31 protein-coding genes are annotated in these 26,710 nt (G+C 59.9%); 1 reads left to right on the top strand and 30 read right to left on the bottom strand.

The genetic code is table 11. From position 1 onward, the window contains the following. Positions 1–24: 24 nt before the first annotated feature. The 27 genes from EFB14_RS26350 to rpsL all read right to left on the bottom strand — a co-directional run bounded on the left by EFB14_RS26350 (position 25) and on the right by rpsL (position 16,555). Positions 25–675 (bottom strand): adenylate kinase, encoded by a 651-nt coding sequence (locus EFB14_RS26350; protein WP_126829466.1) that lies wholly within the window; start codon positions 673–675, stop codon positions 25–27. After that, positions 672–2,012 (bottom strand): preprotein translocase subunit SecY, encoded by a 1,341-nt coding sequence (secY, locus tag EFB14_RS26345; RefSeq protein WP_125850911.1) that lies wholly within the window; start codon positions 2,010–2,012, stop codon positions 672–674. Before secY ends, EFB14_RS26350 begins: the two co-directional genes overlap by 4 nt. Positions 2,013–2,246: 234 nt before the next feature. Then, positions 2,247–2,723 (bottom strand): 50S ribosomal protein L15, encoded by a 477-nt coding sequence (rplO, locus tag EFB14_RS26340; RefSeq protein WP_125850913.1) that lies wholly within the window; start codon positions 2,721–2,723, stop codon positions 2,247–2,249. Positions 2,724–2,739: 16 nt separating this feature from the next. Continuing rightward, complete coding sequence (rpmD, locus tag EFB14_RS26335) at positions 2,740–2,949, bottom strand: 50S ribosomal protein L30 (protein WP_003547566.1); 210 nt, start codon at positions 2,947–2,949, stop codon at positions 2,740–2,742. A gap of 14 nt (positions 2,950–2,963) precedes the next feature. Further along, positions 2,964–3,533: a 30S ribosomal protein S5 gene (rpsE, locus tag EFB14_RS26330; protein ID WP_003573784.1), complete on the bottom strand. Its 570-nt coding sequence runs from the start codon at positions 3,531–3,533 to the stop codon at positions 2,964–2,966. Between the two features lie 131 nt (positions 3,534–3,664). After that, a complete protein-coding gene (rplR, locus tag EFB14_RS26325) occupies positions 3,665–4,027 on the bottom strand; it encodes a 50S ribosomal protein L18 (protein WP_003573785.1) in 363 nt (120 codons plus the stop codon). A gap of 12 nt (positions 4,028–4,039) precedes the next feature. After that, positions 4,040–4,573 carry a 50S ribosomal protein L6 gene (gene rplF / locus EFB14_RS26320; protein ID WP_003578670.1) on the bottom strand — a complete coding sequence of 178 codons (534 nt, stop codon included), beginning with the start codon at positions 4,571–4,573 and terminating at the stop codon, positions 4,040–4,042. A 42-nt stretch (positions 4,574–4,615) separates the two neighbouring features. Continuing rightward, positions 4,616–5,014: a 30S ribosomal protein S8 gene (rpsH, locus tag EFB14_RS26315; protein ID WP_003547562.1), complete on the bottom strand. Its 399-nt coding sequence runs from the start codon at positions 5,012–5,014 to the stop codon at positions 4,616–4,618. Positions 5,015–5,026: 12 nt separating this feature from the next. Beyond that, on the bottom strand, positions 5,027–5,332 hold the full coding sequence (gene rpsN, locus EFB14_RS26310; protein WP_003573787.1) for a 30S ribosomal protein S14: 306 nt from the start codon (positions 5,330–5,332) through the stop codon (positions 5,027–5,029). A gap of 32 nt (positions 5,333–5,364) precedes the next feature. Beyond that, positions 5,365–5,922 (bottom strand): 50S ribosomal protein L5, encoded by a 558-nt coding sequence (gene rplE / locus EFB14_RS26305; protein ID WP_126829465.1) that lies wholly within the window; start codon positions 5,920–5,922, stop codon positions 5,365–5,367. After that, positions 5,915–6,223, bottom strand: coding sequence for a 50S ribosomal protein L24 (rplX, locus tag EFB14_RS26300; protein ID WP_004674929.1), 309 nt, complete (start codon positions 6,221–6,223; stop codon positions 5,915–5,917). Before rplX ends, rplE begins: the two co-directional genes overlap by 8 nt. A gap of 12 nt (positions 6,224–6,235) precedes the next feature. Then, complete coding sequence (gene rplN / locus EFB14_RS26295; RefSeq protein ID WP_003573790.1) at positions 6,236–6,604, bottom strand: 50S ribosomal protein L14; 369 nt, start codon at positions 6,602–6,604, stop codon at positions 6,236–6,238. Between the two features lie 259 nt (positions 6,605–6,863). Then, on the bottom strand, positions 6,864–7,103 hold the full coding sequence (gene rpsQ, locus EFB14_RS26290; RefSeq protein WP_126829464.1) for a 30S ribosomal protein S17: 240 nt from the start codon (positions 7,101–7,103) through the stop codon (positions 6,864–6,866). Positions 7,104–7,115: 12 nt separating this feature from the next. After that, positions 7,116–7,316, bottom strand: coding sequence for a 50S ribosomal protein L29 (rpmC, locus tag EFB14_RS26285; RefSeq protein WP_008521335.1), 201 nt, complete (start codon positions 7,314–7,316; stop codon positions 7,116–7,118). 12 nt (positions 7,317–7,328) lie between these two features. Continuing rightward, positions 7,329–7,742, bottom strand: a complete 414-nt coding sequence (gene rplP / locus EFB14_RS26280; protein ID WP_003573792.1) for a 50S ribosomal protein L16 — start codon at positions 7,740–7,742, stop codon at positions 7,329–7,331. Positions 7,743–7,780: 38 nt separating this feature from the next. After that, a complete protein-coding gene (rpsC, locus tag EFB14_RS26275) occupies positions 7,781–8,515 on the bottom strand; it encodes a 30S ribosomal protein S3 (RefSeq protein WP_125850917.1) in 735 nt (244 codons plus the stop codon). Further along, the gene (gene rplV, locus EFB14_RS26270; RefSeq protein ID WP_004674922.1) at positions 8,515–8,904 is read right to left on the bottom strand and encodes a 50S ribosomal protein L22; all 390 of its coding nucleotides are present in this window, start codon (positions 8,902–8,904) and stop codon (positions 8,515–8,517) included. Before rplV ends, rpsC begins: the two co-directional genes overlap by 1 nt. Positions 8,905–8,906: 2 nt before the next feature. Continuing rightward, complete coding sequence (gene rpsS / locus EFB14_RS26265; RefSeq protein ID WP_003573797.1) at positions 8,907–9,185, bottom strand: 30S ribosomal protein S19; 279 nt, start codon at positions 9,183–9,185, stop codon at positions 8,907–8,909. Positions 9,186–9,200: 15 nt separating this feature from the next. After that, positions 9,201–10,037 (bottom strand): 50S ribosomal protein L2, encoded by an 837-nt coding sequence (gene rplB / locus EFB14_RS26260; RefSeq protein WP_126829463.1) that lies wholly within the window; start codon positions 10,035–10,037, stop codon positions 9,201–9,203. Positions 10,038–10,048: 11 nt separating this feature from the next. Continuing rightward, on the bottom strand, positions 10,049–10,342 hold the full coding sequence (locus EFB14_RS26255) for a 50S ribosomal protein L23 (RefSeq protein WP_003547550.1): 294 nt from the start codon (positions 10,340–10,342) through the stop codon (positions 10,049–10,051). Further along, on the bottom strand, positions 10,339–10,959 hold the full coding sequence (gene rplD / locus EFB14_RS26250) for a 50S ribosomal protein L4 (RefSeq protein ID WP_047619855.1): 621 nt from the start codon (positions 10,957–10,959) through the stop codon (positions 10,339–10,341). Before rplD ends, EFB14_RS26255 begins: the two co-directional genes overlap by 4 nt. Positions 10,960–10,972: 13 nt before the next feature. Then, positions 10,973–11,614, bottom strand: coding sequence for a 50S ribosomal protein L3 (gene rplC, locus EFB14_RS26245; protein WP_125850921.1), 642 nt, complete (start codon positions 11,612–11,614; stop codon positions 10,973–10,975). 33 nt (positions 11,615–11,647) lie between these two features. Further along, positions 11,648–11,956 (bottom strand): 30S ribosomal protein S10, encoded by a 309-nt coding sequence (rpsJ, locus tag EFB14_RS26240; protein ID WP_003547547.1) that lies wholly within the window; start codon positions 11,954–11,956, stop codon positions 11,648–11,650. Between the two features lie 304 nt (positions 11,957–12,260). Beyond that, the gene (tuf, locus tag EFB14_RS26235) at positions 12,261–13,436 is read right to left on the bottom strand and encodes an elongation factor Tu (protein WP_092844923.1); all 1,176 of its coding nucleotides are present in this window, start codon (positions 13,434–13,436) and stop codon (positions 12,261–12,263) included. A 68-nt stretch (positions 13,437–13,504) separates the two neighbouring features. Beyond that, positions 13,505–15,604: an elongation factor G gene (fusA, locus tag EFB14_RS26230; RefSeq protein WP_125851133.1), complete on the bottom strand. Its 2,100-nt coding sequence runs from the start codon at positions 15,602–15,604 to the stop codon at positions 13,505–13,507. 29 nt (positions 15,605–15,633) lie between these two features. Then, the gene (gene rpsG, locus EFB14_RS26225) at positions 15,634–16,104 is read right to left on the bottom strand and encodes a 30S ribosomal protein S7 (RefSeq protein ID WP_008521364.1); all 471 of its coding nucleotides are present in this window, start codon (positions 16,102–16,104) and stop codon (positions 15,634–15,636) included. Positions 16,105–16,183: 79 nt separating this feature from the next. Continuing rightward, a complete protein-coding gene (gene rpsL / locus EFB14_RS26220; protein WP_003547537.1) occupies positions 16,184–16,555 on the bottom strand; it encodes a 30S ribosomal protein S12 in 372 nt (123 codons plus the stop codon). Between the two features lie 496 nt (positions 16,556–17,051). Between rpsL and EFB14_RS26215 the strand changes: the two genes are divergently transcribed. After that, positions 17,052–17,345 carry a transcriptional regulator gene (locus EFB14_RS26215; RefSeq protein ID WP_125851145.1) on the top strand — a complete coding sequence of 98 codons (294 nt, stop codon included), beginning with the start codon at positions 17,052–17,054 and terminating at the stop codon, positions 17,343–17,345. A 134-nt stretch (positions 17,346–17,479) separates the two neighbouring features. Here EFB14_RS26215 and rpoC read toward each other — a convergent pair whose 3' ends face one another. The 3 genes from rpoC to rplL form a co-directional block, all read right to left on the bottom strand. After that, positions 17,480–21,688, bottom strand: coding sequence for a DNA-directed RNA polymerase subunit beta' (gene rpoC / locus EFB14_RS26210; protein ID WP_125851135.1), 4,209 nt, complete (start codon positions 21,686–21,688; stop codon positions 17,480–17,482). A gap of 189 nt (positions 21,689–21,877) precedes the next feature. Further along, a complete protein-coding gene (gene rpoB / locus EFB14_RS26205) occupies positions 21,878–26,017 on the bottom strand; it encodes a DNA-directed RNA polymerase subunit beta (protein ID WP_126829462.1) in 4,140 nt (1,379 codons plus the stop codon). A gap of 261 nt (positions 26,018–26,278) precedes the next feature. After that, positions 26,279–26,656, bottom strand: a complete 378-nt coding sequence (gene rplL / locus EFB14_RS26200; protein WP_028757409.1) for a 50S ribosomal protein L7/L12 — start codon at positions 26,654–26,656, stop codon at positions 26,279–26,281. Between the last annotated feature and the right edge of the window lie 54 nt (positions 26,657–26,710).

Below are 26,710 nucleotides of genomic sequence, written 5' to 3'. Positions count from 1 at the left end.
TCCACCAAGTTTATTTTCAAAGCCTTAAAGCTTGGAAAGAATGCCTTCGACCTCGGCGGTCACCTGATCGATCTCTGCCATCCCGTCCACGGACTTGAGTTTGCCCTTGGCATGGTAATAGCCGATCAGTGGTGAGGTCTCCTTGTAGTAGACCTGCAGCCGAGCCGTCATGGTCTCCGGAGTGTCATCAGGACGCCGCTTGAAGTGGGTGGAACCGCACTTGTCGCACACGCCCTCGGCAGCAGGAACCTTATCGGTATCGTGATAGACGCTGCCGCACTGCGCACAGGAGTAGCGACCGGCAACGCGACGAACCAGTTCGTCGTCATTGACACGGAATTCGATGACGACCGAAAGGTCGAGACCCTTGGCCTTCAGCATCGCCTCGGTGGCGTCCGCCTGGACGAGCGTCCTGGGGAAGCCATCGAGAATGAAACCGTTGGCGCAATCGGGCTGATCGATTCGCTCGGAGACGATGGCGATGACGATCTCATCAGAAACAAGCTTGCCGGCGTCCATGACTGCCTTGGCACGCTTGCCGACATCAGTACCGGCGTGGACCGCTGCCCGCAGCATGTCCCCCGTGGAAAGCTGCGGAATGCCGTGCTTTTCCACGATCCGCTGGGCCTGGGTTCCCTTACCCGCGCCCGGCGGCCCCAAAAGGATAAGTCTCATCGCCCCCTCTTTCCTCCACGCAACTTCGATTTCTTGATCAGACCTTCGTATTGCTGCGCGATCAGGTGACCCTGGATCTGTGCAACCGTATCAAGAGTTACGCTAACCACGATCAAAAGCGAAGTCCCACCAAGGGATAATGGGATGCCGGTTTGCGACACCAGAATCTCCGGCAGGATGCAGACGAAGACGAGATAGATTGCGCCGATCATCGTGATACGGGTCAGCACGTAGTCGATATATTCGGCAGTGCGCTCACCCGGGCGAATGCCGGGAATGAAGCCGCCATGCTTCTTCAGATTGTCGGCCGTGTCCTTCGGATTGAAGACGATAGCCGTATAGAAGAAGGCGAAGAAGGCGATCAGCGCCGCATAGAGAACCATGTAGAGCGGCCGGCCGTGACCAAGCGCCGCAACGATGGAGGTCGCCCAGCCGGGCATCGAGGTCGTGCTGGCGAAGCCTGCGATCGTCGCCGGCAGAAGCAGCAGCGAGGATGCGAAGATCGCCGGGATGACGCCTGACGTGTTGAGCTTCAGCGGCAGGTGCGAGGTATCGCCCTGGAACATGCGGTTGCCGACCTGGCGCTTCGGATACTGGATCAGCAGGCGACGCTGGGCGCGCTCGACGAAGACGATGACGCCGATGACGCCGATCGCAACGACGATGACGAGCAGGATGAGGCTGGTCGACAGCGCGCCGGTGCGGCCGAGTTCCAGCGTGCCGGCAAGAGCTGTGGGAAGACCGGCTGCGATACCGGCGAAGATGATCAGCGAAATGCCGTTGCCGATGCCGCGCGAGGTGATCTGCTCGCCAAGCCACATCAGGAACATCGTGCCGCCAAGCAGCGTCAGCACGGTGGAAACACGGAAGAACAAGCCCGGCTCGACGACGAGACCCTGGCCGCTCTCAAGGCCGGCTGCGATGCCGTAGGCTTGGAGCGCGCCGAGGACGACGGTGCCGTAGCGGGTATACTGGTTGATGATCTTGCGGCCCTGCTCGCCTTCCTTCTTCAGGTTTTCGAGCGCCGGCACGACCGAGGTCATGAGCTGCACGATGATCGAAGCAGAGATATAGGGCATGATGCCGAGCGCGAAGATCGCCATGCGCTGAACAGCGCCGCCCGAGAACATGTTGAAAAGACCGAGAATACCACCTGCCTGGCCGCGGAACGCCTGGGCATAGGCTTCGGGATTGAGGCCCGGAAGCGGAATATGGGTGCCGAGCCTGTAGACGAGGAGAGCTGCCAGTGTGAACCACAGGCGCTTCTTCAAATCCTCGGCTTTGGCAAAGGTCGAAAAATTGAGGTTGGATGCCAGTTGTTCCGCTGCAGAAGCCATGCGTTTCTCCGCGCTACCAATTCCGGCGTCTCTGGGGATAGGCCGGCCCCGGAATCAGTATGAAAATTATTCAAAACCGGGATTGGGACGGATTGCGGCGCAACCCCGTGCCTCACCCTTGTTTTACAGTCTTACCGGCATGACGCGGGCGCGCCAGCCAAGTTTTTGTGAGGCCCACATATGGGAGCAAAATCGCCCGGTGTGAAGCACCCCGGGCGAGATATCATCAGATTATTATTCGGCGGCTGCCGGAGCCGAAAGCAGCGTTACCTTGCCGCCGGCCTTTTCGATCTTCTCGACGGCAGGCTTGGAGGCGCCGGCAACTTCGAGCGTGATCTTCGCCTTGAGTTCGCCGTCGGCGAGAACGCGAACGCCGTCCTTGGCGCGACGGATGACACCGGCCGCCTTGAGGGCTGCTGCGTCAACGGTCGCCTTGGCATCGAGCTTGCCGGCGTCGATCGCGGCCTGGATACGGCCGACCGACACGACAACAAAATCGGAAGCGAAAATGTTGTTGAAGCCGCGCTTCGGCAGGCGACGGTAGATGGGCATCTGACCGCCTTCGAAGCCGTTGATGGCGACGCCCGAACGGGACTTCTGACCCTTCACGCCGCGACCACCGGTCTTGCCGGAACCCGAGCCGATACCGCGGCCGAGGCGCTTGCGGCTGTGGGTCGAGCCTTCGTTGTCCTTGATTTCATTGAGTTTCATGAGCGTTTCCTCCGTCTCACTTCTCGTCGACGACGCGAACGAGATGCTGGACAGCACGGATCATGCCACGAACCGAAGGAGTATCCTCCAGCGTGCGGCGACGGTGCATCTTGTTCAGTCCGAGACCGATCAGCGTGCGCTGCTGGACATCCGGACGGCGAATCGGGCTGCCGATCTGTTCGATCGTGACGGTCTTCGCTTCAGCCTTCTTGGTAGCCTTGGCCATCTGTCAGACTCCTCTTATTCTTCAGAGGCGTTGCCGGAGGCGCTACGACGAGCCTGCAGCGTTGCATACTTGATGCCGCGCTGAGCTGCGATGTCCTTCGGGTGAACCTGGTGCTTCAGAGCGTCGAAGGTGGCGCGAACCATGTTGTAGGGGTTCGACGAACCGGTCGACTTGGCGACAACGTCGTGCATGCCGAGCGTCTCGAATACGGCGCGCATCGGACCACCGGCGATGATACCGGTACCGACCTTGGCCGAACGCAGCAGAACCTTGCCGGCGCCATGGCGGCCATGGACGTCGTGATGCAGCGTACGGCCGTCACGCAGCGGTACGAAAATCAGTTCGCGCTTGGCAGCTTCGGTTGCCTTGCGGATGGCTTCCGGCACTTCGCGTGCCTTGCCATGGCCGAAGCCAACGCGGCCCTTCTGGTCGCCGACGACGACGAGTGCTGCGAAACCAAAACGACGGCCGCCCTTGACGACCTTGGCGACGCGGTTGATCGCGACAAGCTTGTCGACGAATTCGCTATCGCGCTCTTCACGGCTCTGGCGGTCTTCCCGCTGCGGCCTTCTTTCCTGTGCCATTGTCCTCTTCCTTTTTCTTTTCCGGGTGCAATCGGCAAACAAATGTGGACCGCATCAGCCTCCCCTTTCGGAGAGTGCCTGCGGTCCGGCGAAAATCCGGCCGGCGCTTGAGGCGTCCGGCCGGAAACTGATCAGAAGGTGAGACCGCCTTCGCGGGCAGCATCGGCGAGAGCCTTGATGCGGCCGTGATAGATGAAGGCGCCACGGTCGAATACGACCTCGGTGACGCCCGCCTTCGAAGCGCGCTCTGCAACAAGCTTGCCAACGAGGGCAGCTGCTGCGGTGTCAGCACCGGTCTTCAGAGAACCACGCAGATCCTTGTCGAGCGTCGATGCAGCGGCAAGGGTCTTGCCGGCGACATCGTCGATAACCTGGGCGTAGATGTTCTTCGAGGAGCGATGAACCGACAGGCGCGGACGGCCGTTGGCCACCGACTTGAGATGACGGCGCACGCGGTTGGCACGACGTGCAAGTGCTTCTTTCCTGCTAGCCATTTCGCGTGATCCTTACTTCTTCTTGCCTTCTTTGCGGACGATCCGCTCGTCAGCGTACTTGACGCCCTTGCCCTTGTAGGGTTCAGGACCGCGATATTCGCGGATTTCGGCGGCGACCTGACCGACCTGCTGCTTATTGATGCCAGAGACAACAATTTCAGTCGGCTTCGGAACGGCGATCGTGATGCCGACCGGCGGCTCATAGATCACGTCGTGGCTGAAACCGAGGGCCAGCTGCAGGTTCTTGCCCTGCAGGGAGGCGCGGTAACCGACGCCGTTGATTTCGAGCTTGCGCTCAAAGCCGTCCTTGACACCCTTGAAGATGCCTTCGATCATCGTGCGGGACATGCCCCACTTCGAACGCGCATCCTTGGTCTGGTTCACCGGCGTCACGACGACGGCGTTATTTTCGAGCTTGAGGCTGATTTCGTCGTTAGCAACGAAAAACAGCTCGCCCTTCGGGCCCTTTGCAGTCACCTTCTGGCCATCGACCGTAGCCGTGATCCCAGCAGGCACCTGAACGGGCTTTTTACCGATACGAGACATGTTTCAATCCTGTCTGTTCGCTATGGAGATCCCTGCCCGATCTTAGAAGACCGAGCAAAGAACCTCGCCACCAACGTTCTGTTCGCGAGCCTGGTGATCGGCCATCACACCCTTCGGAGTCGAAAGGATGGTGATGCCGAGACCGTTCGCGACCTGCGGAATGGACTTGACCGAGACATAAACCCGGCGGCCCGGCTTGGACACACGGCCGATCTCACGGATCACCGATGCGCCTTCATAATACTTCAGCTCGATGCTGAGTTCCGATTTGCCATTGCCGAAATCGACAACGGAATAGCCACGGATGTAGCCTTCGGACTGCAGGACATCGAGAACGCGTGCACGGAGCTTGGACGCAGGCGTCGAGACCGACGACTTGCGGCGGGAAGCGCCGTTACGGATACGGGTGAGCATATCGCCCAACGGATCAGTCATTGTCATGTAACCTGCTCCTTACCAGCTCGACTTGACGATGCCCGGCACCTTGCCGAGATTGCCCAGTTCACGCAGCGCAATACGCGACATGCGCAGTTTGCGGTAATATGCGCGCGGACGCCCCGAAACTTCGCAACGGTTGCGAATACGGGTCTTCGATCCATCGCGCGGCAGGGATGCCAGCTTGATCGAGGCCTTGAACCGCTCTTCGATCGGAAGAGCCTGGTTCATGATGATCGCCTTCAACGCAGCCCGCTTAGCGGCCTGGTTGGCGACCGTAGTACGGCGGCGCTTGTTCTTTTCAACTGCGCTTGTCTTCGCCATGTCAGGTTCCTTTTCTACGCTCGTCGTTACGGTTATTGACGGAACGGGAAGCTGAACTCTTTCAGAAGAGCCCGTGCTTCGTCGTCGGTCGTCGCCGTCGTGCAAACGATGATGTCCATGCCCCACATCTGATCAACCTTGTCGTAGTTGATCTCAGGGAACACAATGTGCTCCTTGATGCCCATGGCGAAGTTGCCACGGCCGTCAAAGCTCTTCGGGTTCAGGCCGCGGAAGTCGCGAACGCGCGGGAGCGCGATGTTCACGAGACGGTCCAGGAACTCGTACATGCGGGCGCCACGCAGGGTGACCTTGGCGCCGATCGGCATCTGTTCGCGGACCTTGAAGCCTGCGATAGAGTTGCGTGCACGGGTGATGACCGGCTTCTGGCCGGCAATCGCTGCGAGGTCGCCGGCAGCAACCGTCGGCTTCTTCGAGTCAGCGGTCGCTTCGCCAACACCCATGTTGATCACGATCTTGTCGAGCTTCGGAATCATCATCTCGTTGGCGTAGGAGAACTGCTCCTGCATCGCCTTGCGGATGCGCTCGACATATTCCTTCTTGAGCCGCGGCTCGTACTTTGCCTCAGCCATCGATCACTTCTCCAGAACGCTTGGCCACACGGACCTTCTTGCCGTCAACGACCTTGAAACCGACGCGGGTCGGCTTGCCGTCCTTGTCGACGATTGCAATGTTGGACAGGTGAACCGGGGCTTCCTTGTTGATGATGCCGGCTTCCTGGGTCTGCGTCTGGCGCTGGTGGCGCTTGACGACGTTGACGCCACGGACGACCGCACGATCTTCCTTCGGCATGACCTGAACGACTTCGCCGGTGCGGCCCTTGTCCTTGCCAGCGAGCATGACGACCTTGTCGCCCTTACGAATCTTCTGCATCGCTTCCGCTCCTTACAGTACTTCGGGAGCCAGCGAGATGATCTTCATGTGGTTCTTGGCGCGAAGTTCGCGCGGAACCGGTCCGAAGATACGGGTGCCGATCGGCTCTTTCTTGTTGTCGATGAGGACTGCTGCGTTGGTGTCGAAGCGGATGACAGAGCCATCCGGACGACGGATATCCTTGGCGGTGCGAACGACAACCGCCTTCATCACGTCACCCTTCTTCACGCGGCCGCGCGGGATCGCTTCCTTGATCGAAACGACGATAACGTCGCCGATCGAGGCATACTTGCGCTTCGAGCCGCCCAGCACCTTGATGCACATGACACGACGTGCGCCGGAATTATCCGCGACGTCGAGGTTTGTTTGCATCTGAATCATATCAGGTCGCCTTCTTGGTTTACCGGAATGGTTGGGCCAGGCCCCCTATTCCGGCTTATGAAAATGTTCGCCGCCGCTTGCCTTAACGGCAAGCAAAAACACGGCAATAGCTGAATAGCGCGGGGTCGATCGTGCCAGGGTGGTTTCCCGAACGGGACCTTCCGTGCGCTCAAAGCAAAAGAACGCCCGGCATTCGAGCGTTCTGACGCTGCTTCATACAGATATTTCGGCGAGACGCAAGGCCTCGCGCAAAATTCTGTTACTTGCTCTGGGCGGCAACGACCGTCCAGCGCTTGTCCTTGGAGATCGGCGCGCATTCCTCGATGGATACGGTATCGCCGATCTTGTACTGGTTGTTCTCGTCGTGGGCCTTGTACTTCTTGGAACGACGAACGGTCTTCTGGAGCAGCGGGTGAGCGAAACGACGCTCGACGCGGACTACTACCGTCTTCTCGTTCTTGTCGCCAACGACGACGCCCTGCAGGATGCGCTTTGGCATATTTTTCTTCCTTTAGGCCTTAACTTCTGCCGCCTTCTGGCGGGCAATGGTTTTCACGCGGGCGATGTCCTTGCGGACTTCGTTGATGCGCGAGGACTTTTCGAGCTGGCCGGTCGCCTTCTGGAAGCGCAGGTTGAACTGCTCCTTCTTCAGCTTGGCAAGCTCGTCCTTGAGTTGGTCGGCGCTGAGCGCGCGAACGTCTGAGGCTTTCATGAGCTCAATCCCTTACTCTGCAATGCGCTGAACGAAGCGCGTCTTGACCGAGAGCTTGGCAGAGCCGAGACGAAGCGCCTCGCGGGCGATCTCTTCGCTGACGCCGTCGATCTCGAACATCATACGACCGGGCTTGACCTTGCATGCCCAGTATTCGACGGAGCCCTTACCCTTACCCATGCGGACTTCGGTCGGCTTTGCGGTTACCGGAACGTCCGGGAACACGCGGATCCATACACGGCCGGCGCGCTTCATGTAACGCGTGATCGCGCGGCGGGCCGCTTCGATCTCGCGCGCGTTGACGCGGTTGGGTTCCTGAGCCTTCAGGCCAAATTCGCCGAATGCCAGGTCGGAACCGCCCTTGGCGACGCCCTTGATGCGGCCCTTGAACTGCTTGCGGTACTTAGTACGCTTTGGCTGCAACATTTTCTTACTTCTCCGAGCTTATCTTTCGCCAGCGCTAATTACGCGTTGTCGCGTTCGCGGCGACGATCGCCACGGTCGCGTTCGCGGCTTGCCGGGCCCTGTGCGTCGCCTTCCAGCGCGCGGCGTTCGGAAGCCATCGGATCGTGCTCAAGGATTTCGCCCTTGAAGATCCAGACCTTGATGCCGCAGATACCGAATGCGGTTTCGGCTTCAGCCGTACCGTAGTCGATGTCAGCGCGCAGGGTGTGCAGCGGAACGCGGCCTTCGCGGTACCATTCCGTACGGGCGATTTCAGCGCCGCCGAGACGGCCGGCGCAGGTGATCTTGATGCCTTCGGCGCCAAGACGCATCGCGGACTGAACGGCACGCTTCATGGCGCGGCGGAAAGCCACGCGACGCTCGAGCTGCTGGGCGATCGACTGAGCGACCAGCGTCGCATCGACTTCGGGCTTGCGCACTTCGACGATGTTGAGGTGCGTTTCCGAATTCGTCATCTCCGACAGCTTCTTGCGGAGCTTGTCGATGTCTGCGCCCTTGCGGCCGATGATGAGGCCCGGACGTGCAGAGTGGATCGTGACGCGGCACTTCTTGTGCGGACGCTCGATGACCACCTTGGAGATCCCGGCCTGCTTCAGTTCGCTCATGACGAACTTGCGCATCTTCAGGTCTTCGTGCAGCAACTGGCCATACTCGGCGTTGTCCGCAAACCAGCGGCTATCCCAGGTACGGTTGATTCCAAGACGGAAACCGATTGGATTGATTTTCTGACCCATTATGCGGCCTCCTCTGCTGCCTGCACTTCACGAACGACGATCGTCAGGTGCGCGAAGGGCTTTTCGATACGCGACGCACGACCGCGGCCACGAGCGTGGAAGCGCTTCATGACGATCGACTTGCCGACGTAGGCCTCGGCGACAACAAGCGCGTCGACGTCGAGATCGTGGTTGTTCTCAGCGTTGGCGATCGCAGATTCGAGCGTCTTCTTGACCGCGCCTGCGATGCGCTTGCGGGAGAATTCCAGCTCAGCGAGTGCACGCTCGACCTTCTTGCCGCGGATAGCCGCAGCAACCAGGTTGAGCTTCTGGGGGCTGACGCGGAGCGTGCGGGCGACTGCTTGCGCCTCGTTGTCCTTCAGCCGGCGTTCGGCTTTTGCCTTGCCCATTGTTACTTCCTCTTCGCCTTCTTGTCCGCGCCGTGACCGTAGTAGGTGCGGGTCGGAGAGAATTCACCGAATTTGTGGCCGACCATGTCTTCATTGACACTGACCGGGATATGCTTGCTGCCGTTGTAGACGCCGAAGGTGAGACCGACGAACTGCGGCAGGATCGTGGAGCGACGGCTCCAGATCTTGATCACTTCTGCACGTCCGCCTTCACGAACCTTCTCAGCCTTCTTGAGAAGATAGCCGTCAACGAACGGACCTTTCCATACTGAACGAGCCATTGGAGACTTCCTCTCTTACTTCTTACGCTGATGACGCGAGCGCATGATCATCTTGTCGGTCGACTTGTTCGACCGGGTGCGCTTGCCCTTGGTCGGCTTGCCCCACGGCGTCACCGGATGGCGACCACCAGAGGTGCGGCCTTCACCACCGCCGTGCGGATGGTCGACCGGGTTCATGACGACGCCGCGGTTATGCGGACGCTTGCCGCGCCAAACGGTACGACCGGCCTTGCCGTCATTGATGTTGGCGTGATCCGGGTTGGAAACGGCGCCGATCGAAGCAAGGCAGGTGCCATGTACGAGACGCTGTTCGCCGGAGTTCAGGCGAAGGATCGCCATGCCCTGGTCACGGCCGACGAGCTGTGCGTAGGAACCGGCGGAGCGAGCGATCTGACCACCCTTGCCCGGCTTCATTTCCACATTGTGAATGATGGAGCCGACCGGGATGTACTGCAGCGGCATGGTATTGCCAGGCTTGACGTCGACAGCCTTCTCGGAAGCGATGACCTTGTCGCCGGCAGCGAGACGCTGCGGAGCGATAATGTAAGCCTTCTCGCCGTCAGCATAGGTTACCAGCGCGATGAAAGCCGTGCGGTTCGGATCGTATTCGATACGCTCAACAGTGCCTTCGACATCGAACTTGCGACGCTTGAAGTCTACCAGACGATAGGTGCGCTTGTGACCACCGCCGATGAAACGGGCGGTGATGCGGCCGAGGTTGTTACGACCGCCGCTCTTGGTCAGACCTTCCGTCAGCGCCTTGACCGGCTTGCCCTTGTAGAGCGAGGAGCGATCAACGATGACCAGCTGACGCTGGCTCGGGGTCGTCGGATTGAATGTTTTCAATGCCATTTTCTTATTCCTCAGAGACCGGTGGAGACGTCGATCGTCTGGCCTTCAGCCAACGTCACGACTGCCTTCTTCACGTCCTTCTGCTTGCCGACGAAACCGCGGAACCGCTTGGTCTTGCCCTTGCGCAGAAGAGTGTTGACGGCCGTTACCTTGACGCCGAACAGCGCCTCGACAGCAGCCTTGATTTCCGGCTTCGTCGCCTGCTTGGCGACATTGAAAACAACCTGGTTGTTTTCGGATACCAGCGTGGACTTTTCGGTGATCGCCGGAGAGACGATCACATCGTAGTGGCGAAGATCGGTCACTTGAATCGCTCCTCTAGCGCTTCAACCGCAGCCTTGGAAAGCACGAGCTTGCCGCGGCGCACGATGTCGTAAACATTGATGCCCTGGATCGGCAGAACATCGATGTTCGGGATGTTCTGAGCTGCGAGCTTGAAGTTGCCGTCAAGCTCCGCGCCGCCGATGAAGAGGGCGTTGGTCAGGCCGAGCGTCTCGAAAACGGACGCGAGAGCCTTTGTCTTGGCTTCGGCAGCAACAAGGTTGTCGATGACGATGACGTCATCGGCCTTGATCTTGGCCGAAAGGGCGTGGCGAAGGCCGAGTGCACGAACCTTCTTCGGAAGGTCGTGCTCATGGCTGCGGACAACCGGGCCATGGGCCTTGCCGCCGCCGCGGAACTGCGGAGCGCGAGCCGAATGGTGACGAGCGCGGCCCGTACCCTTCTGCTTGTACATCTTGGCGCCGGTGCGCGAAACTTCAGCGCGGCCCTTTGCCTTGTGCGTGCCCTGCTGCTTCTTGGCAAGCTGCCAGCGGATGACGCGGGCGAGAATGTCTTCGCGGGGCTCGAGGCCGAAAATCGCGTCCGAAAGGGAAACCTTCCCGGCGTCTTTTCCCTCGAGGGTCTTGACGTTCAATTCCATTGATCTGGCTCCCTTACTTCGCGGCCGACTTGACGGCGTCGCGCACGATGATCCAGGCACCCTTGGAACCAGGAACAGCACCCTTGATCAGGATCAGACCACGATCTTCGTCGGTCGAAACCACTTCAAGGTTCTGCGTCGTGACGCGCGTCTGGCCCATGTGACCAGCCATCTTCTTGTTCTTGAAAACCTTGCCCGGATCCTGGCGCGAGCCGGTCGAACCGTGCGAGCGGTGCGAAACCGACACACCGTGCGTGGCGCGCAGACCGCCGAACCCGTGGCGCTTCATGGCGCCGGCAAAACCCTTACCGATCGTCGTGCCCGTCACGTCGACGAGCTGACCGGCTGCAAAGTGACCCGCCTTGATCTCCGTGCCGATCTCGAGCAGATTGTCTTCCGACACGCGGAATTCTGCGAGCTTGGCCTTCGGCTCGACGTTGGCAACGGCAAAGTTGCCGCGCATCGCCTTGGACGTGTTCTTCACCTTCGCCTGGCCGGCACCGAGCTGAACTGCGGTATAGCCATTCTTTTCGACAGTGCGCGTGGCAACGACCTGGACGGCCTCCATACGCAGTACCGTTACCGGGACATGCTCGCCGGCGTCGTTGTAGACGCGGGTCATTCCCACCTTCTGTGCAATCACACCTGAACGCATCGGTTCAATCCTTCCAACTCAGCTCGAGCAAGCTCAGAGCTTGATCTCAACATCGACACCGGCGGCGAGATCGAGCTTCATCAGCGCGTCTACCGTCTGCGGGGTCGGGTCTACGATGTCGAGCAGGCGCTTATGCGTGCGCATCTCGAACTGTTCGCGGCTCTTCTTGTCGATGTGCGGGGACCGGTTGACCGTAAACTTCTCGATGCGGGTCGGAAGCGGAACGGGGCCCCGGACGCTTGCACCGGTGCGCTTCGCCGTCGACACGATCTCGCGCGTAGAAGCATCGAGAATCCGGTGATCGAACGCCTTCAGGCGAATGCGGATATTTTGGCCGTTCATTCGACGTTATCCTTGTGTTTGTTTTCCACATGTCTCTAGGCAAGACACGGGTTGTTCTTTCTTCCTAAGGCGGACCACCGGTTTCAAAGATCGAGAGGGCGCCGAAACGGCATCCCTATCCAGTCTTCAGGGCCTTTCAGCCCACCTTATTGTTTGTTTAGTCGCCGCTTTGTCATCCAAAGCAGTACGCAAATCGCGCTCGCGCGCCATTTGCTACATTTCTGTGTAATAAGCAAGCGACTTGCGCCGCCTGCATCATAATAATGTCATCGAATCGGCCGCCCCGCCGGAGCGGCCGAACGAATTACTCGACGATGCTCGCGACGATACCGGCGCCGACGGTGCGGCCGCCTTCGCGGATAGCGAAGCGCAGCTTTTCTTCCATCGCGATCGGAACGATCAGCTCGACAGCAACCGTGACGTTGTCGCCCGGCATGACCATCTCCGTGCCTTCCGGCAGCGTCACAATGCCCGTCACGTCGGTCGTGCGGAAGTAGAACTGCGGACGGTAGTTCGTGAAGAACGGCGTATGACGGCCGCCTTCTTCCTTCGTCAGGATGTAGGCTTCAGCCATGAACTTCTTGTGCGGCTTGACAGAGCCGGGCTTGCACAGGATCTGGCCACGCTCAACGCCGTCACGGTTCACACCGCGAACCAGAGCGCCGATGTTGTCGCCGGCCTGGCCCTGATCGAGCAGCTTGCGGAACATTTCAACGCCGGTCACCGTCGTCTTCGAGGTCGGACGGATGCCGACGATCTCGACTTCTTCACCAACCTTGACAATGCCACGCTCGACGCGGCCGGTCACGACAGTGCCGCGGCCCGAGATCGAGAACACGTCTTCGATCGGCATCAGGAACGGCTGGTCGATCGGACGCTCAGGCGTCGGGATGTAAGCGTCGACAGCGGCCATCAGCTCGCGGATCGCATCTTCGCCGATCTTCTTGTCAGAGTCTTCGAGAGCAGCAAGAGCCGAACCCTTGACAACCGGGATGTCGTCGCCCGGGAAGTCGTAGGACGACAGCAGTTCGCGAACTTCGAGCTCGACCAGTTCGAGAAGCTCGGCGTCGTCAACCTGGTCGACCTTGTTCAGGAACACAACGATCGCCGGAACGCCGACCTGACGGGCGAGAAGGATGTGTTCGCGCGTCTGCGGCATCGGGCCGTCGGCAGCCGAGCACACCAGGATCGCGCCGTCCATCTGCGCAGCACCGGTGATCATGTTCTTGACGTAGTCGGCATGGCCGGGGCAGTCGACGTGCGCGTAGTGGCGGGCAGGCGTCTCGTATTCGACGTGAGCCGTCGAAATGGTGATGCCGCGTGCCTTTTCTTCCGGAGCAGCGTCGATCTGGTCGTACGCCTTGAACTCACCGAAGTACTTCGTGATCGCTGCCGTCAGAGACGTCTTGCCGTGGTCAACGTGGCCGATCGTGCCAATGTTAACGTGCGGCTTGTTGCGCTCAAACTTACTCTTTGCCATTTTCGGCTCTCCGTTTTGCTAGTCCCCGAGGGGATCTAATTCTTGTTATCGGTCAATTGGTATTCCGGTCACTTCTGACCGGAATACTTTGCCTGGATTTCTGTTGCGACGTTCGACGGGACCGGCGAATAGTGATCGAAGGTCATCGTGTACTGAGCGCGGCCCTGAGACATGGAGCGCAGGTTGTCGACGTACTTGAACATGTTCGCGAGCGGGACGTTCGCGTTGATGACGACGGCGATACCACGGCTTTCCTGACCCTGGATCTGACCACGGCGGGAGTTCAGGTCGCCGATAACGTCGCCGACATAATCTTCCGGGGTAACGACTTCGACCTTCATCATCGGCTCGAGGAGCTGAGCGCCGGCCTTCTTCGCTGCTTCACGGAAGCAGGCACGCGATGCGATTTCGAACGCCAGGACCGACGAGTCGACGTCGTGGAAGGCACCGTCGATGAGGGTTGCCTTGACGCCGAGCATCGGGAAGCCAGCGAGCGGACCAGAAGACAGTACGCTTTCAATACCCTTCTGAACGCCGGGGATGTATTCCTTCGGAACAGAGCCGCCGACGATCTTGGATTCGAACTTGAATTCGTCGCCGTCCGGGTTCGGTTCGAAGACGATCTTGACGCGCGCGAACTGGCCGGTACCACCGGACTGCTTCTTGTGCGTGTAGTCTTCTTCGTGCTGGCGCGTGATGGTTTCGCGGTAGGCAACCTGCGGCGCGCCGACGGTTGCTTCTACCTTGAACTCACGACGCATGCGGTCGACAATGATGTCGAGATGCAGTTCGCCCATGCCGGCGATGATGGTCTGGCCGGATTCCTGGTCGGTCTTGACGCGGAAGGACGGATCTTCAGCAGCCAGGCGGTTGAGCGCGAGGCCCATCTTTTCCTGGTCGCCCTTGGTCTTCGGCTCGATGGCGATCTGAATGACCGGCTCGGGGAATTCCATACGCTCGAGGATAACCGGCTTCAGCGGATCGCAGAGCGTATCGCCAGTGGTGGTTTCCTTGAGGCCGGCCAGAGCAACGATGTCGCCTGCGAAGGCTTCTTCGATGTCTTCGCGCGAGTTGGAGTGCATCTGCAGCATGCGGCCGACGCGCTCGCGCTTGTCCTTGACCGTGTTCATGACCGAGGCGCCCTTTTCGAGCTTGCCGGAATAGATGCGGGCGAAGGTGAGCGAACCGACGAAGGGGTCGTTCATGATCTTGAAGGCGAGCATGGAAAGCGGCTCGCTGTCATCGGCATGACGCTCGATTTCAGCTTCCGTCTTGAAGTCGATGCCCTTGATCGCCGGGATGTCCATCGGCGACGGCAGGTAGTCGACGACGGCATCGAGAAGCGGCTGCACGCCCTTGTTCTTGAAGGCGGTGCCGCAGAACATCGGATGGAACTTGACGTCGATCGTGCCGCGGCGAACCAGCGCACGGATCTGCTCGTTGTCGGGCAGAATGCCTTCCAGGTAAGCTTCCGTGGCGGCTTCGTCGATGTCGACAACCGTCTCGATCAGCTTTTCGCGATATTCCTCGGCCTTGGCCTTCATGTCCTCAGGGATCTCGACGACATCCCACTGGGCGCCGAGCGACTCGTCACGCCAGATGAGAGCGTTCATCTCGATGAGATCGATGACACCCTTGAATTCGGTTTCAGCGCCGATCGGCAGCTGCATGACGACAGCCGTTGCGCCGAGACGGGTCTTGATCATCTCGACGGAGCGGTAGAAGTCCGCGCCGGTCTTGTCCATCTTGTTGCAGAAGATCATGCGCGGGACGTTGTACTTCTCGGCCTGACGCCAGACGGTTTCCGTCTGCGGCTCTACGCCGGCGTTGGCGTCGAGCAGCGCGATGGCGCCGTCGAGAACACGCAGCGAACGCTCGACTTCGATGGTGAAGTCGACGTGGCCGGGGGTGTCGATGATGTTGAAGCGGCGCGTCTTGCCGTCACGGCCCTTCCAGAAGGTCGTGGTGGCAGCAGACGTGATCGTGATGCCACGCTCCTGCTCCTGCTCCATCCAGTCCATGGTGGCTGCGCCGTCGTGGACTTCGCCGATCTTGTGCGACTTGCCGGTGTAGTAAAGGATACGCTCGGTGGTCGTGGTCTTGCCGGCGTCGATATGCGCCATGATACCGAAATTGCGGTAGTCTTCGATCTTATATTCGCGAGCCATTGTGGACTGCCTTTCGATACCGTTCGGAATTACCAGCGATAGTGCGAGAATGCACGGTTGGCGTCAGCCATCTTGTGCGTGTCTTCGCGCTTCTTGACGGCGGAGCCGCGGTTGTTGGACGCATCGAGCAGTTCGCCGGACAGGCGATCGATCATGGTGGTTTCGTTGCGCTTGCGGGCAGCGGCAATCAGCCAACGAATGGCGAGAGCCTGGCGGCGCTCCGGACGGACGTCGACCGGAACCTGGTAAGTCGCACCACCGACGCGGCGCGAGCGGACTTCAACGTGCGGGGCAATGTTGTCGAGCGCAGAATGGAAAACCGTGAGCGGCTCCTGCTTGGACTTACCCTGAACGGCGTCAAACGCACCATAGACGATGTTTTCAGCAACGGACTTCTTACCATCGAGCATGATGGCATTCATGAACTTGGTCACGACAAGATCGCCGAACTTCGGATCCGGATTGATCTCGCGCTTTTCTGCTTTATGACGTCTGGACATACTTTTCGTCTCTTCAACCGTTAAGGCGCTTCATCACGCGGAGGACCTCGCGCAGCGCCAGATTATTCGAAAACCCGAATTACTTCGGACGCTTCGCACCGTACTTGGAGCGGCGCTGCTTGCGGTTCTTGACACCCTGGGTATCGAGAACGCCGCGGATGATGTGGTAACGGACACCCGGAAGGTCCTTGACGCGGCCGCCACGGATCATGACGACGGAGTGCTCCTGAAGGTTGTGACCTTCGCCGGGGATGTAACCAATGACTTCGAAGCCGTTGGTCAGGCGGATCTTTGCGACCTTACGCAGAGCCGAGTTCGGCTTCTTCGGCGTCGTCGTGTAGACGCGCGTGCAAACGCCGCGCTTCTGCGGGTTCTCCTGGAGAGCGGGAACCTTATTACGCTTTACGTTCGCCTGGCGAGGCTTGCGGATCAGCTGGTTTACGGTAGGCATTCAACCATCCCTTACGTTTTATCTCAGTACCCTTGCGGGCTTGAACTCGCGCCGTCTCCGGCAATGACGCACGCTTTCCGTCAATGCGCAAAATATGGCCCGATCCGCTTCCGCAGATGGACCACAAAGAGCAGAGGACGCATGAAACCATGCGTCATGCGTGCAGCATCATGACTTCAACGTGCGTTTAGAACCTTGTTTGAGGTGAACTCCAGGGCGCGTCGCCCCGAACAGCCAAGCCTCACATGGGATCTGATGGCCGGGGTACTACTGGTTTCCACCAGTCTCGTCAAGGCCGGTTAAGAAATAAACTTGACCGCATCGCCTTGATATGCGGGCCGAACGCCCTGTTTTGCCCCTGTAGACGAATTCTCCGCGGTGCGCCAAGATAAAAACTTGGGCATTGCAGCAAAAGCAGTTAAGGAATCAGCAAATGCGGCGGTAAGCCCTCTTAGCAGGATTCGAGCGATCGAATCGAAAAGCCGAAGGACTGGCGATGATTACGACACCTGACAACGACAACAATTTCGACGGACCGATGATCTTCATCATCATTGGCAAAGGCTATGAGTCCGACGCCAGCGAAGGCATCGACCTGCACATCCTGCTGAAGGCGCCAGACGACGACACCGCCGTGCGTGAGGCTTTGAACGCTCTTGCCGAAGAGGGCTTCATTGAGGCCGATCTCGACCAGATCGGTATGCTCACGGAAATCCCCGAGGAAGAGCCGCATGCCTCGGCCTATCAGGGCGCGATCGACGGCGAGGTCGCGATTATCCGGTTCAACTGAGGGGGCTGTCGCCCACGGTTGCGCGCCGGCAACGCGGCAGCGCCCTTCCCTCCCCGGGTCAATCAGCACAGCAGAAAAGAAAACCGCCCGGATCGCTCCGGGCGGTTTTTCAATTCATGGACTTCAGCTGCGGATTATTCCGCAGCCGGGGCGTTTTCAGCCATGTCCTGCAGCATTGGGGTGGCGACAGCTGCCCCGGTGCCCTTGCGACGCTCTTCGAGGATCAGCTCGTCGCGCGACGTGGCAATGCGGCGGATCTGCGTCATGGTGCCACCGGTACCGGCCGGGATGAGGCGGCCGACGATGACGTTTTCCTTCAGGCCCTGCAGACCGTCGGTCTTGCCGGCGATTGCAGCTTCCGTCAGCACCTTGGTCGTTTCCTGGAAGGACGCGGCCGAGATGAAGGACGGGGTCTGCAGCGACGCCTTGGTGATGCCGAGAAGAACCGGATCGCCATGAGCGGGCTTCTTGCCCTGCTCGATCAGATGATCGTTGACGTCTTCGAGCTCGATCCGGTCGACATTGTCGCCGACGATATAGGTCGAGTCGCCCGCATCGGTGATTTCCACCTTCTGCAGCATCTGACGGACGATCACCTCGATGTGCTTATCGTTGATGACAACGCCCTGCAGACGGTAGACTTCCTGGATCTCGTTGACGAGGTAGGAGGCGAGAGCCTCCACGCCCTTGATCGCCAGGATGTCGTGCGGAGCCGGGTTACCGTCGAGGATGTAATCACCCTTTTCGATATAGTCGCCGTCCTGAAGATGGAAGGGCTTGCCCTTCGGGATCAGGTATTCGACAGGCTCGACACCGTCTTCCGCCGGCTCGATGATCACGCGACGCTTGTTCTTGTAGTCGCGGCCGAGGCGGATCGTACCATCGATCTCTGCGATGATGGCGTGATCCTTCGGACGGCGAGCTTCGAACAGCTCGGCAACACGCGGCAGACCGCCGGTGATGTCCTTCGTCTTTGCGCTTTCGAGCGGCGAACGAGCGAGAACGTCACCCTGGGAGACCTTCGTGCCCGGCTCGACCGACAGAATGGCATCGACCGAGAGCAGGAAGCGGGCGTCGCTACCACGCGACAGCTTCGCGACATTGCCGCTGGCGTCCTTGATGACGATCGCCGGCTTGAGGTCCGAACCGCGCGGCGTCGAACGCCAGTCGATAACCTGGCGCTTGGTGATGCCGGTGGATTCGTCGGTCGCTTCGAGAACGGAGAGACCGTCGACCAGATCTTCGAACTGAACGGTACCGGAAACTTCCGTCATCATCGGACGGGTGTAGGGATCCCACTCCGCCAGACGCTGACCGCGCTTGACCTTGTCGCCTTCGTCGACATGCAGCTTCGAACCGTAGGCAACGCGCTGCGAAGAGCGCTCCACGCCACGCTCGTCCAGGATCTGGACGGTCATGTTGCGGCCCATGGCAACGAGGCTGCCTTCGGAGTTGCGCAGCACGTTGCGGTTCTTGATCTGCACCGTACCTTCGTACGAGGCTTCCAGGAACGACTGGTCGACCACGGTTGCCGTACCGCCAAGGTGGAAGGTACGCATGGTGAGCTGGGTTCCCGGCTCGCCGATCGACTGAGCGGCGATGACGCCGACGGCTTCGCCCATGTTGACAGGCGTACCGCGCGCGAGGTCGCGGCCGTAGCAGACCGAGCAGACGCCCGTCTGGATTTCGCAAGTCAGCGCCGAACGAATGCGGATCGACTGGATACCAGCCTTCTCGATTTCGATGACATCCGGCTCGAGGATCATCTTGCCGGCATCGACGATGCGCTCACCCGTGACCGGATGATCGATGTCGTCGAGCGCCGTGCGGCCGAGGATGCGGGCGCCGAGAGAGGCAACGACCTGACCGGCATCGACGATGGCGGTCATGGTGAGGCCGGTTTCGGTGCCGCAATCGACGTGCGTGACGATGCAATCCTGCGCGACGTCGACGAGACGGCGGGTCAGGTAACCGGAGTTCGCAGTCTTCAAGGCGGTGTCTGCCAGACCCTTGCGGGCGCCGTGCGTCGAGTTGAAGTACTCGTTGACGGTCAGGCCTTCCTTGAAGTTCGAGATGATCGGCGTCTCGATGATTTCACCCGACGGCTTGGCCATGAGGCCGCGCATGCCGCCCAGCTGGCGCATCTGGTTCGGAGAACCGCGGGCGCCGGAGTGGCTCATCATGTAGATCGAGTTCATCGGCTTCTGACGGCCGGTGTTCTCGTCGAACTCGACCGCCTTAATGCGGGCCATCATCTCTTCGGCGACCTTTTCGGTCGCCTTGCCCCAGGCGTCGACAACCTTGTTGTACTTTTCGCCCTGGGTGATCAGGCCGTCATTATACTGCTGCTCGTATTCCTTCACCAAGCTTTCGGTGTCGGCAACGATCTTGGCCTTGGCATCCGGAATGACCATGTCGTCCTTGCCGAACGAAATGCCGGCGCGGCAGGCATGCGAGAAGCCGAGCTGCATGATGCGGTCGCAGAAAATGACCGTGTCCTTCTGGCCGCAATGGCGGTAGACCGTGTCGATCATCTTGGAGATGTTCTTCTTGGTCATTTCCTGGTTGCAGATGTCGAAGGGCACCTTGCCGTTCTTCGGCAGCAGTTCACCGATGAGCAGGCGGCCAGGCGTCGTCTCATAGATCTTCGAGTAGGGCTTGCCATCCTCGTCGATTGACTTGAAACGGCCGCGGATCTTGGTGTGCAGCGTCACGACCTTGCTTTCAAGCGCGTGATGCAGTTCGCCGAGATCGGAGAAAGCCATGCCTTCGCCCGGCTCGTTCTGGTTCAGGATCGACAGGTAGTAGAGACCGAGAACCATGTCCTGCGAGGGAACGATGATCGGCGCACCGTTTGCCGGATGCAGGATGTTGTTGGTCGACATCATCAGCACGCGGGCTTCGAGCTGGGCTTCGAGCGATAGCGGCACGTGAACGGCCATCTGGTCACCGTCGAAGTCGGCGTTGAAGGCCGTGCAGACGAGCGGATGCAACTGGATGGCCTTGCCTTCGACCAGGGTGGGTTCGAAGGCCTGGATGCCCAGACGGTGCAGCGTCGGTGCGCGGTTCAGCAGAACCGGATGCTCGCGGATGACCTCGTCGAGGATATCCCAGACCTCTGGCTTTTCCTTTTCGACCAGCTTCTTGGCCTGCTTGACGGTCGAGGAGTAACCCTTGGCGTCGAGGCGGGCGTAGATGAACGGCTTGAAGAGCTCGAGCGCCATCTTCTTCGGCAGGCCGCACTGATGCAGCTTCAGTTCCGGACCGGTCACGATGACCGAACGGCCGGAATAGTCGACGCGCTTGCCGAGCAGGTTCTGGCGGAAGCGGCCCTGTTTGCCCTTCAGCATGTCGGACAGCGACTTCAACGGGCGCTTGTTGGCGCCGGTGATGACGCGGCCGCGGCGGCCGTTGTCGAACAGCGCATCGACCGATTCCTGCAGCATGCGCTTTTCGTTGCGGATGATGATGCCCGGTGCGCGCAGTTCGATCAGGCGCTTCAGACGGTTGTTACGGTTGATGACGCGGCGATAGAGATCGTTCAGGTCAGACGTCGCGAAACGACCACCGTCCAGAGGAACCAGCGGGCGCAGATCCGGCGGGATGACCGGAACGACCTTCATGATCATCCATTCCGGGCGGTTGCCGGATTCCATGAAGTTCTCGACGATCTTCAGGCGCTTCATCAGCTTCTTCTGCTTGAGGTCCGACGTGGTGTCGGCAAGCTCGGAGCGAAGGTCGCCAGCGATCTTTTCGAGGTTCATCGATGCCAGCATCTCGTAGATGGCTTCTGCACCGATCATGGCCGTGAACTGGTCTTCGCCGTATTCGTCAACGGCGAGCATATACTCTTCTTCGGACAGGAGCTGGTGCTCCTTGAGCGCGGTAAGACCCGGCTCCGTGACGATGTAGTTTTCGAAGTAGAGAACGCGCTCGACATCCTTCAGCGTCATGTCGAGCAGCGTCGAAATGCGGCTCGGCAGCGACTTCAGGAACCAGATATGGGCAACGGGAGCGGCGAGCTCAATATGGCCCATGCGCTCGCGGCGAACGCGCGACAGCGTGACTTCGACGCCGCACTTTTCGCAGATGATGCCCTTGTACTTCATGCGCTTGTACTTGCCGCACAGGCATTCGTAATCCTTGATCGGGCCAAAGATGCGCGCGCAGAACAGACCGTCGCGTTCCGGCTTGAACGTGCGGTAGTTGATGGTTTCCGGCTTCTTGATCTCACCGTAGGACCAGGAGAGGATCTTCTCCGGAGACGCGATCGAAATCCGAATGGAATCGAAATTCTGTGCAGGCACCTGCGGATTGAAAAGATTCATGACCTCTTGGTTCATGCCTGTCTCCTTCATGGGCGAAAGCGCCCTCAAAATGCGATGGTCAGCGGCAAATTCCCGGGAGCCGCCTCCCTCGCCTAAACGAGAATAACCGCTAGATGCGGCGAAACTTCCCTTCCGGGCCACACGGATACGGCGGCCGGCGGGACCGGCGTGCGCCGCATTGGCAGCGCACGCCCTATCAAGTGTTTACTCGGCCGCGTCGGGCAGCTGGGTCGCCTGTGCTTCATCAAGCTTGGTGTTCTCAAGCTCGACGCTGAGGCCCAGCGAGCGCATTTCCTTGACGAGAACGTTGAAGCTTTCCGGAATACCGGCTTCGAACGTGTCGTCGCCGCGGACGATGGCTTCGTAGACCTTGGTGCGGCCGGCGACGTCGTCCGACTTCACCGTCAGCATTTCCTGCAGCGTATAGGCCGCGCCGTAAGCTTCGAGCGCCCAGACTTCCATTTCGCCGAAGCGCTGACCGCCGAACTGCGCCTTGCCGCCCAGCGGCTGCTGGGTCACGAGCGAGTAAGGACCGATCGAACGGGCATGGATCTTGTCGTCGACCAGGTGGTTGAGCTTCAGCATGTAGATGTAGCCCACAGTCACCTGACGGTCGAACTGCTCGCCGGTACGGCCGTCATAAAGCGTCGACTGACCGGTATCCTTGAGACCTGCCAGACGCAGCATGTCGTTGACGTCGCCTTCATGCGCACCGTCGAAAACAGGCGTCGCAATCGAAACGCCGCGCTTCCACTGGTCGGCGAGACGCAGCACCGACTCATCGTCGAAGTCGTGGACCTGTTCGGCCTTCGGACCGTCACCGACGACATCGCCGATGGTCTTGCGCAGCGGCTCGATGTTGCCATTGGCCTTGTAGGCTTCGATCAGTTCGCCGATCTGGCGACCCATGCCGGCGCAAGCCCAACCCAGGTGCGTTTCCAGGATCTGGCCGACGTTCATGCGCGAAGGCACGCCGAGCGGGTTCAGAACGACGTCGACATGCGTGCCGTCTTCGAGGAACGGCATGTCCTCGACAGGCACAATGCGCGAAACCACGCCCTTGTTCCCGTGACGGCCGGCCATCTTGTCGCCCGGCTGGATCTTGCGCTTCACGGCGACGAAGACCTTGACCATCTTCATGACACCCGGAGGCATTTCATCGCCGCGCTGGACCTTTTCGACCTTGTCCATGAAGCGCTGCTCAAGGCGCGACTTGGATTCGTCGTACTGGCCACGCAGTGCTTCGAGCTCGCTCTGAACCTTCTCGTCCTCGACGGCGAACATCCACCACTGCGAGCGGGGATATTCAGAGACGACGGCGTTCGAAAGCTCGGTGCCCTTCTTGAAGCCCTTCGGGCCTGCGATGGAGACCTGGCCGCGCAGCATGTCGATCAGACGACCGTAGACGTTACGGTCGAGGATCGCCTGTTCGTCGTCACGGTCCTTGGCAAGACGCTCGATCTCTTCCCGCTCGATCGCCATCGCGCGCTCATCCTTCTCCACGCCGTGGCGGTTGAAGACGCGAACTTCGACGATCGTGCCGTAGGTGCCGGGCGGCATGCGCATGGACGTGTCGCGCACATCGGAAGCCTTTTCGCCGAAGATGGCGCGCAGAAGCTTTTCTTCCGGCGTCATCGGGCTTTCGCCCTTCGGCGTGATCTTGCCGACGAGGATATCGCCCGGCTGAACTTCGGCGCCGATGTAGACGATACCGGCTTCGTCGAGGTTCTTCAGTGCTTCTTCCGAAACGTTCGGAATGTCGCGTGTGATTTCCTCAGGACCAAGCTTGGTGTCACGCGCCATCACTTCGAATTCTTCGATGTGGATGGAGGTGAACACGTCGTCAGCAACAATACGCTCGGAGAGCAGGATCGAGTCTTCGTAGTTGTAGCCGTTCCAGGGCATGAACGCGACGAGCGCGTTGCGGCCGAGCGCCAGGTCGCCGAGATCGGTCGACGGACCGTCGGCGAGGATGTCGCCGCGGTTGACCTCGTCACCAACGGTGACCAGCGGACGCTGGTTGACGCAGGTGTTCTGGTTCGAACGCTGGAACTTCTGCAGGCGGTAGATATCGACGCCAGATTTTCCGGCTTCGAGGTCTTCCGTGGCGCGGATAACGATACGCGTCGCGTCGACCTGGTCGACCACGCCGCCGCGACGGGCGCCGATGGCAGCACCTGAGTCACGAGCAACGACCGGCTCCATGCCGGTGCCGACGAACGGGGCTTCGGCGCGCAGAAGCGGCACGGCCTGACGCTGCATGTTCGAGCCCATGAGAGCGCGGTTGGCGTCGTCGTTTTCCAGGAACGGGATGAGCGCGGCTGCAACCGAAACGACCTGCTTCGGCGAGACGTCCATCAGGTTCATGCTGTCGCGCGGGGCGAGCATGACTTCCCCGGCGTGACGGCAGACGACGAACTCGTCGACGAAGGAACCGTCGGGGTTCATCTCGGCGTTGGCCTGGGCAACGTAGTACTTCGCCTCTTCCATTGCGGAGAGGTAGAGCACGTCGTTCGTCACCCTGCCGTCGACGATGCGGCGGTACGGGCTTTCGATGAAGCCGTACTTGTTGACGCGGGCAAAGGTCGCAAGCGAGTTGATGAGACCGATGTTCGGGCCTTCCGGCGTTTCGATCGGGCAGATGCGGCCGTAGTGCGTCGGATGAACGTCGCGGACTTCGAAGCCGGCGCGCTCGCGGGTCAGACCGCCCGGGCCAAGAGCCGAGAGGCGGCGCTTGTGGGTGATTTCCGAGAGCGGGTTGACCTGGTCCATGAACTGCGAGAGCTGCGAGGAACCGAAGAACTCGCGGACGGCGGCAGCCGCCGGCTTGGCGTTGATCAGATCCTGCGGCATGACCGTGTCGATCTCGATCGAGGACATGCGCTCCTTGATCGCGCGCTCCATGCGGAGCAGGCCGAGACGGTACTGGTTTTCCATCAGTTCGCCGACCGAGCGGACACGACGGTTGCCGAGGTTATCGATGTCGTCGATCTCGCCCTTGCCGTCGCGCAGTTCGACCAGCATCCTGACCACGGCCAGGATGTCGTCCTTGCGCAGGATGCGGACGGTGTCTTCGACGGTCAGGTCGAGACGCATGTTCATCTTGACGCGGCCGACGGCGGAGAGGTCGTAACGCTCCGCATCGAAGAACAGCGAGTTGAACATGGCTTCGGCCGATTCCATGGTCGGCGGTTCACCCGGACGCATGACGCGGTAGATGTCGAACAGAGCGTCCTGACGGTTCTCGTTCTTGTCGGCTGAGAGCGTGTTGCGGATATAGGCGCCGACATTGATGTGGTCGATGCCGAGAACCGGGATCTCGTCGAAACCGTTCGCCAGGATGATGCCGAGCGTCTTTTCGTCGATTTCGTCGCCCGCTTCGAGATAGATTTCACCCGTCGAGTAGTTGACGATGTCGCCGGCGAGGTAGTTGCCGTAAAGATCGTCGTCGCCGGCCTTCAGCGCCTTCAGGCCCTTGTCGGACAGCTGGCGCAGCAGGCGCGGGGTCAGCTTCTTGCCGGCTTCCACGACGACTTCGCCGGTATCGGCGTCGACCATCTCGGTGATCGCCTTGGCACCCTTCAGTGTTTCCGGCTTGAAGGGAATGCGCCAGCCTTCGCCGTCGCGCTTGTAGAGCGACTTCGTGTAGAAGGTGTCGAGGATTTCCTCGCCGTCCATGCCGAGCGCCATCAGCAGCGACGTCACCGGAATCTTGCGGCGGCGGTCAATACGGGCGTAGACGATGTCCTTGGCGTCGAATTCGATATCGAGCCAGGAACCGCGATAGGGAATGACGCGGGCAGCAAAAAGCAGTTTGCCAGACGAGTGGCTCTTGCCCTTGTCGTGGTCGAAGAAGACGCCCGGCGAACGGTGCATCTGGGAGACGATCACGCGCTCGGTGCCATTGACAATGAACGTGCCGTTGTTGGTCATGAGCGGCATGTCGCCCATGTAGACGGACTGTTCCTTGATGTCCTTGATCGACTTGGCGCCGGTATCCTCGTCGATATCGAACACGATGAGGCGCAACGTCACCTTCAGCGGCGCCGCATAGGTCAGGTCGCGCTGGCGGCATTCGTCGACGTCGAACTTCGGCGGCTCGAACTCATAGGACACGAATTCCAGCATGGAAGCGCCGGAGAAATCGGTGATCGGGAAAACCGACTTGAAGACGGCCTGAAGACCTTCGTCGGGACGACCGCCTTTCGGCTCTTCAACCATCAGAAACTGGTCGTAGGACGCCTTCTGAACCTCGATGAGGTTCGGCATTTCTGCGACTTCGGGGATCTTACCAAAAAACTTGCGTACGCGCCTGCGACCGTTGAACGAAAGGGTCTGAGCCATCGTCGCTCCTTCAAAATCTTGCACCCGGGCCTGCAACGGACGGGAACCGATGGCCAGTCGACCCCGTCAATCAATGGGTAGTTCAATCTCGTCCGACTCCCGAAAACGCTCAGCTCGGATTGCTGTGCTGCCCTCGGTGCGAGACTATCCTTTTGAAGAACCCATTACCCAAAAGCCGTTTTGACGCGGCTTTTGGGTAATTCGTTCAGAAAAACGGCAAATGGGAGGCAGTCGTTGCTGCCTCCCAAAAGCAGTATAGAATTACTTGACGTCGGCCTTGGCGCCAGCGTCTTCAAGCTTCTTCTTGATGTCAGCGGCTTCAGCCTTGTTGACGCCTTCCTTGACAGCCTTCGGAGCGGCTTCGACGAGGTCCTTGGCTTCCTTGAGGCCGAGACCGGTGATGGCGCGGACTTCCTTGATGACGTTGATCTTGTTGGCACCGGCGTCGACGAGGATGACGTCGAATTCGGTCTTTTCTTCTTCAACGACAGCCGGGCCAGCACCACCGGCAGCGGCAGCAACAGCTACCGGAGCAGCAGCGGAAACGCCCCACTTTTCTTCAAGAAGCTTCGACAGTTCTGCAGCTTCCAGAACGGTCAGCGAGGAGAGGTCGTCTACGATCTTTGCGAGATCAGCCATTTTACTAGTTCCTTTTGTTCGGTTCGAACCGGTTGATTATAAACAGCGAAAAAC

Source organism: Rhizobium fabae (genome assembly GCF_003985135.1).
GTDB classification, from domain to species: Bacteria; Pseudomonadota; Alphaproteobacteria; order Rhizobiales; family Rhizobiaceae; genus Rhizobium; species Rhizobium pisi.
Note: the sequence above shows the minus strand (reverse complement) of the source record. Positions and strands in the feature narration are given on the sequence as shown.

Bases quoted from the DNA above. Each gene is read 5' to 3' on its own strand.
- EFB14_RS26350 (WP_126829466.1), bottom strand. From the start codon at position 675: ATGAGACTTATCCTTTTGGGGCCGCCGGGCGCGGGTAAGGGAACCCAG.
- secY (WP_125850911.1), bottom strand. From the start codon at position 2,012: ATGGCTTCTGCAGCGGAACAACTGGCATCCAACCTCAATTTTTCGACC.
- rplO (WP_125850913.1), bottom strand. From the start codon at position 2,723: ATGAAACTCAATGAAATCAAGGACAACGAAGGCTCGACCCACAGCCGC.
- rpmD (WP_003547566.1), bottom strand. From the start codon at position 2,949: ATGGCCAAGGCTACCAAGAAGGCTGAAGCGAAGACCGTCACGATCGAA.
- rpsE (WP_003573784.1), bottom strand. From the start codon at position 3,533: ATGGCACAGGAAAGAAGGCCGCAGCGGGAAGACCGCCAGAGCCGTGAA.
- rplR (WP_003573785.1), bottom strand. From the start codon at position 4,027: ATGGCTAGCAGGAAAGAAGCACTTGCACGTCGTGCCAACCGCGTGCGC.
- rplF (WP_003578670.1), bottom strand. From the start codon at position 4,573: ATGTCTCGTATCGGTAAAAAGCCCGTTCAGGTGCCTGCTGGGATCACG.
- rpsH (WP_003547562.1), bottom strand. From the start codon at position 5,014: ATGACAATGACTGATCCGTTGGGCGATATGCTCACCCGTATCCGTAAC.
- rpsN (WP_003573787.1), bottom strand. From the start codon at position 5,332: ATGGCGAAGACAAGCGCAGTTGAAAAGAACAAGCGCCGCCGTACTACG.
- rplE (WP_126829465.1), bottom strand. From the start codon at position 5,922: ATGGCTGAGGCAAAGTACGAGCCGCGGCTCAAGAAGGAATATGTCGAG.
- rplX (WP_004674929.1), bottom strand. From the start codon at position 6,223: ATGCAGAAGATTCGTAAGGGCGACAAGGTCGTCATGCTCGCTGGCAAG.
- rplN (WP_003573790.1), bottom strand. From the start codon at position 6,604: ATGATTCAGATGCAAACAAACCTCGACGTCGCGGATAATTCCGGCGCA.
- rpsQ (WP_126829464.1), bottom strand. From the start codon at position 7,103: ATGCCAAAGCGCATCCTGCAGGGCGTCGTCGTTGGCGACAAGAACGAG.
- rpmC (WP_008521335.1), bottom strand. From the start codon at position 7,316: ATGAAAGCCTCAGACGTTCGCGCGCTCAGCGCCGACCAACTCAAGGAC.
- rplP (WP_003573792.1), bottom strand. From the start codon at position 7,742: ATGTTGCAGCCAAAGCGTACTAAGTACCGCAAGCAGTTCAAGGGCCGC.
- rpsC (WP_125850917.1), bottom strand. From the start codon at position 8,515: ATGGGTCAGAAAATCAATCCAATCGGTTTCCGTCTTGGAATCAACCGT.
- rplV (WP_004674922.1), bottom strand. From the start codon at position 8,904: ATGGGCAAGGCAAAAGCCGAACGCCGGCTGAAGGACAACGAGGCGCAA.
- rpsS (WP_003573797.1), bottom strand. From the start codon at position 9,185: ATGGCTCGTTCAGTATGGAAAGGTCCGTTCGTTGACGGCTATCTTCTC.
- rplB (WP_126829463.1), bottom strand. From the start codon at position 10,037: ATGGCATTGAAAACATTCAATCCGACGACCCCGAGCCAGCGTCAGCTG.
- rplD (WP_047619855.1), bottom strand. From the start codon at position 10,959: ATGGAATTGAACGTCAAGACCCTCGAGGGAAAAGACGCCGGGAAGGTT.
- rplC (WP_125850921.1), bottom strand. From the start codon at position 11,614: ATGCGTTCAGGTGTGATTGCACAGAAGGTGGGAATGACCCGCGTCTAC.
- rpsJ (WP_003547547.1), bottom strand. From the start codon at position 11,956: ATGAACGGCCAAAATATCCGCATTCGCCTGAAGGCGTTCGATCACCGG.
- tuf (WP_092844923.1), bottom strand. From the start codon at position 13,436: ATGGCAAAGAGTAAGTTTGAGCGCAACAAGCCGCACGTTAACATTGGC.
- fusA (WP_125851133.1), bottom strand. From the start codon at position 15,604: ATGGCTCGCGAATATAAGATCGAAGACTACCGCAATTTCGGTATCATG.
- rpsG (WP_008521364.1), bottom strand. From the start codon at position 16,104: ATGTCCAGACGTCATAAAGCAGAAAAGCGCGAGATCAATCCGGATCCG.
- rpsL (WP_003547537.1), bottom strand. From the start codon at position 16,555: ATGCCTACCGTAAACCAGCTGATCCGCAAGCCTCGCCAGGCGAACGTA.
- EFB14_RS26215 (WP_125851145.1), top strand. From the start codon at position 17,052: ATGATTACGACACCTGACAACGACAACAATTTCGACGGACCGATGATC.
- rpoC (WP_125851135.1), bottom strand. From the start codon at position 21,688: ATGAACCAAGAGGTCATGAATCTTTTCAATCCGCAGGTGCCTGCACAG.
- rpoB (WP_126829462.1), bottom strand. From the start codon at position 26,017: ATGGCTCAGACCCTTTCGTTCAACGGTCGCAGGCGCGTACGCAAGTTT.
- rplL (WP_028757409.1), bottom strand. From the start codon at position 26,656: ATGGCTGATCTCGCAAAGATCGTAGACGACCTCTCCTCGCTGACCGTT.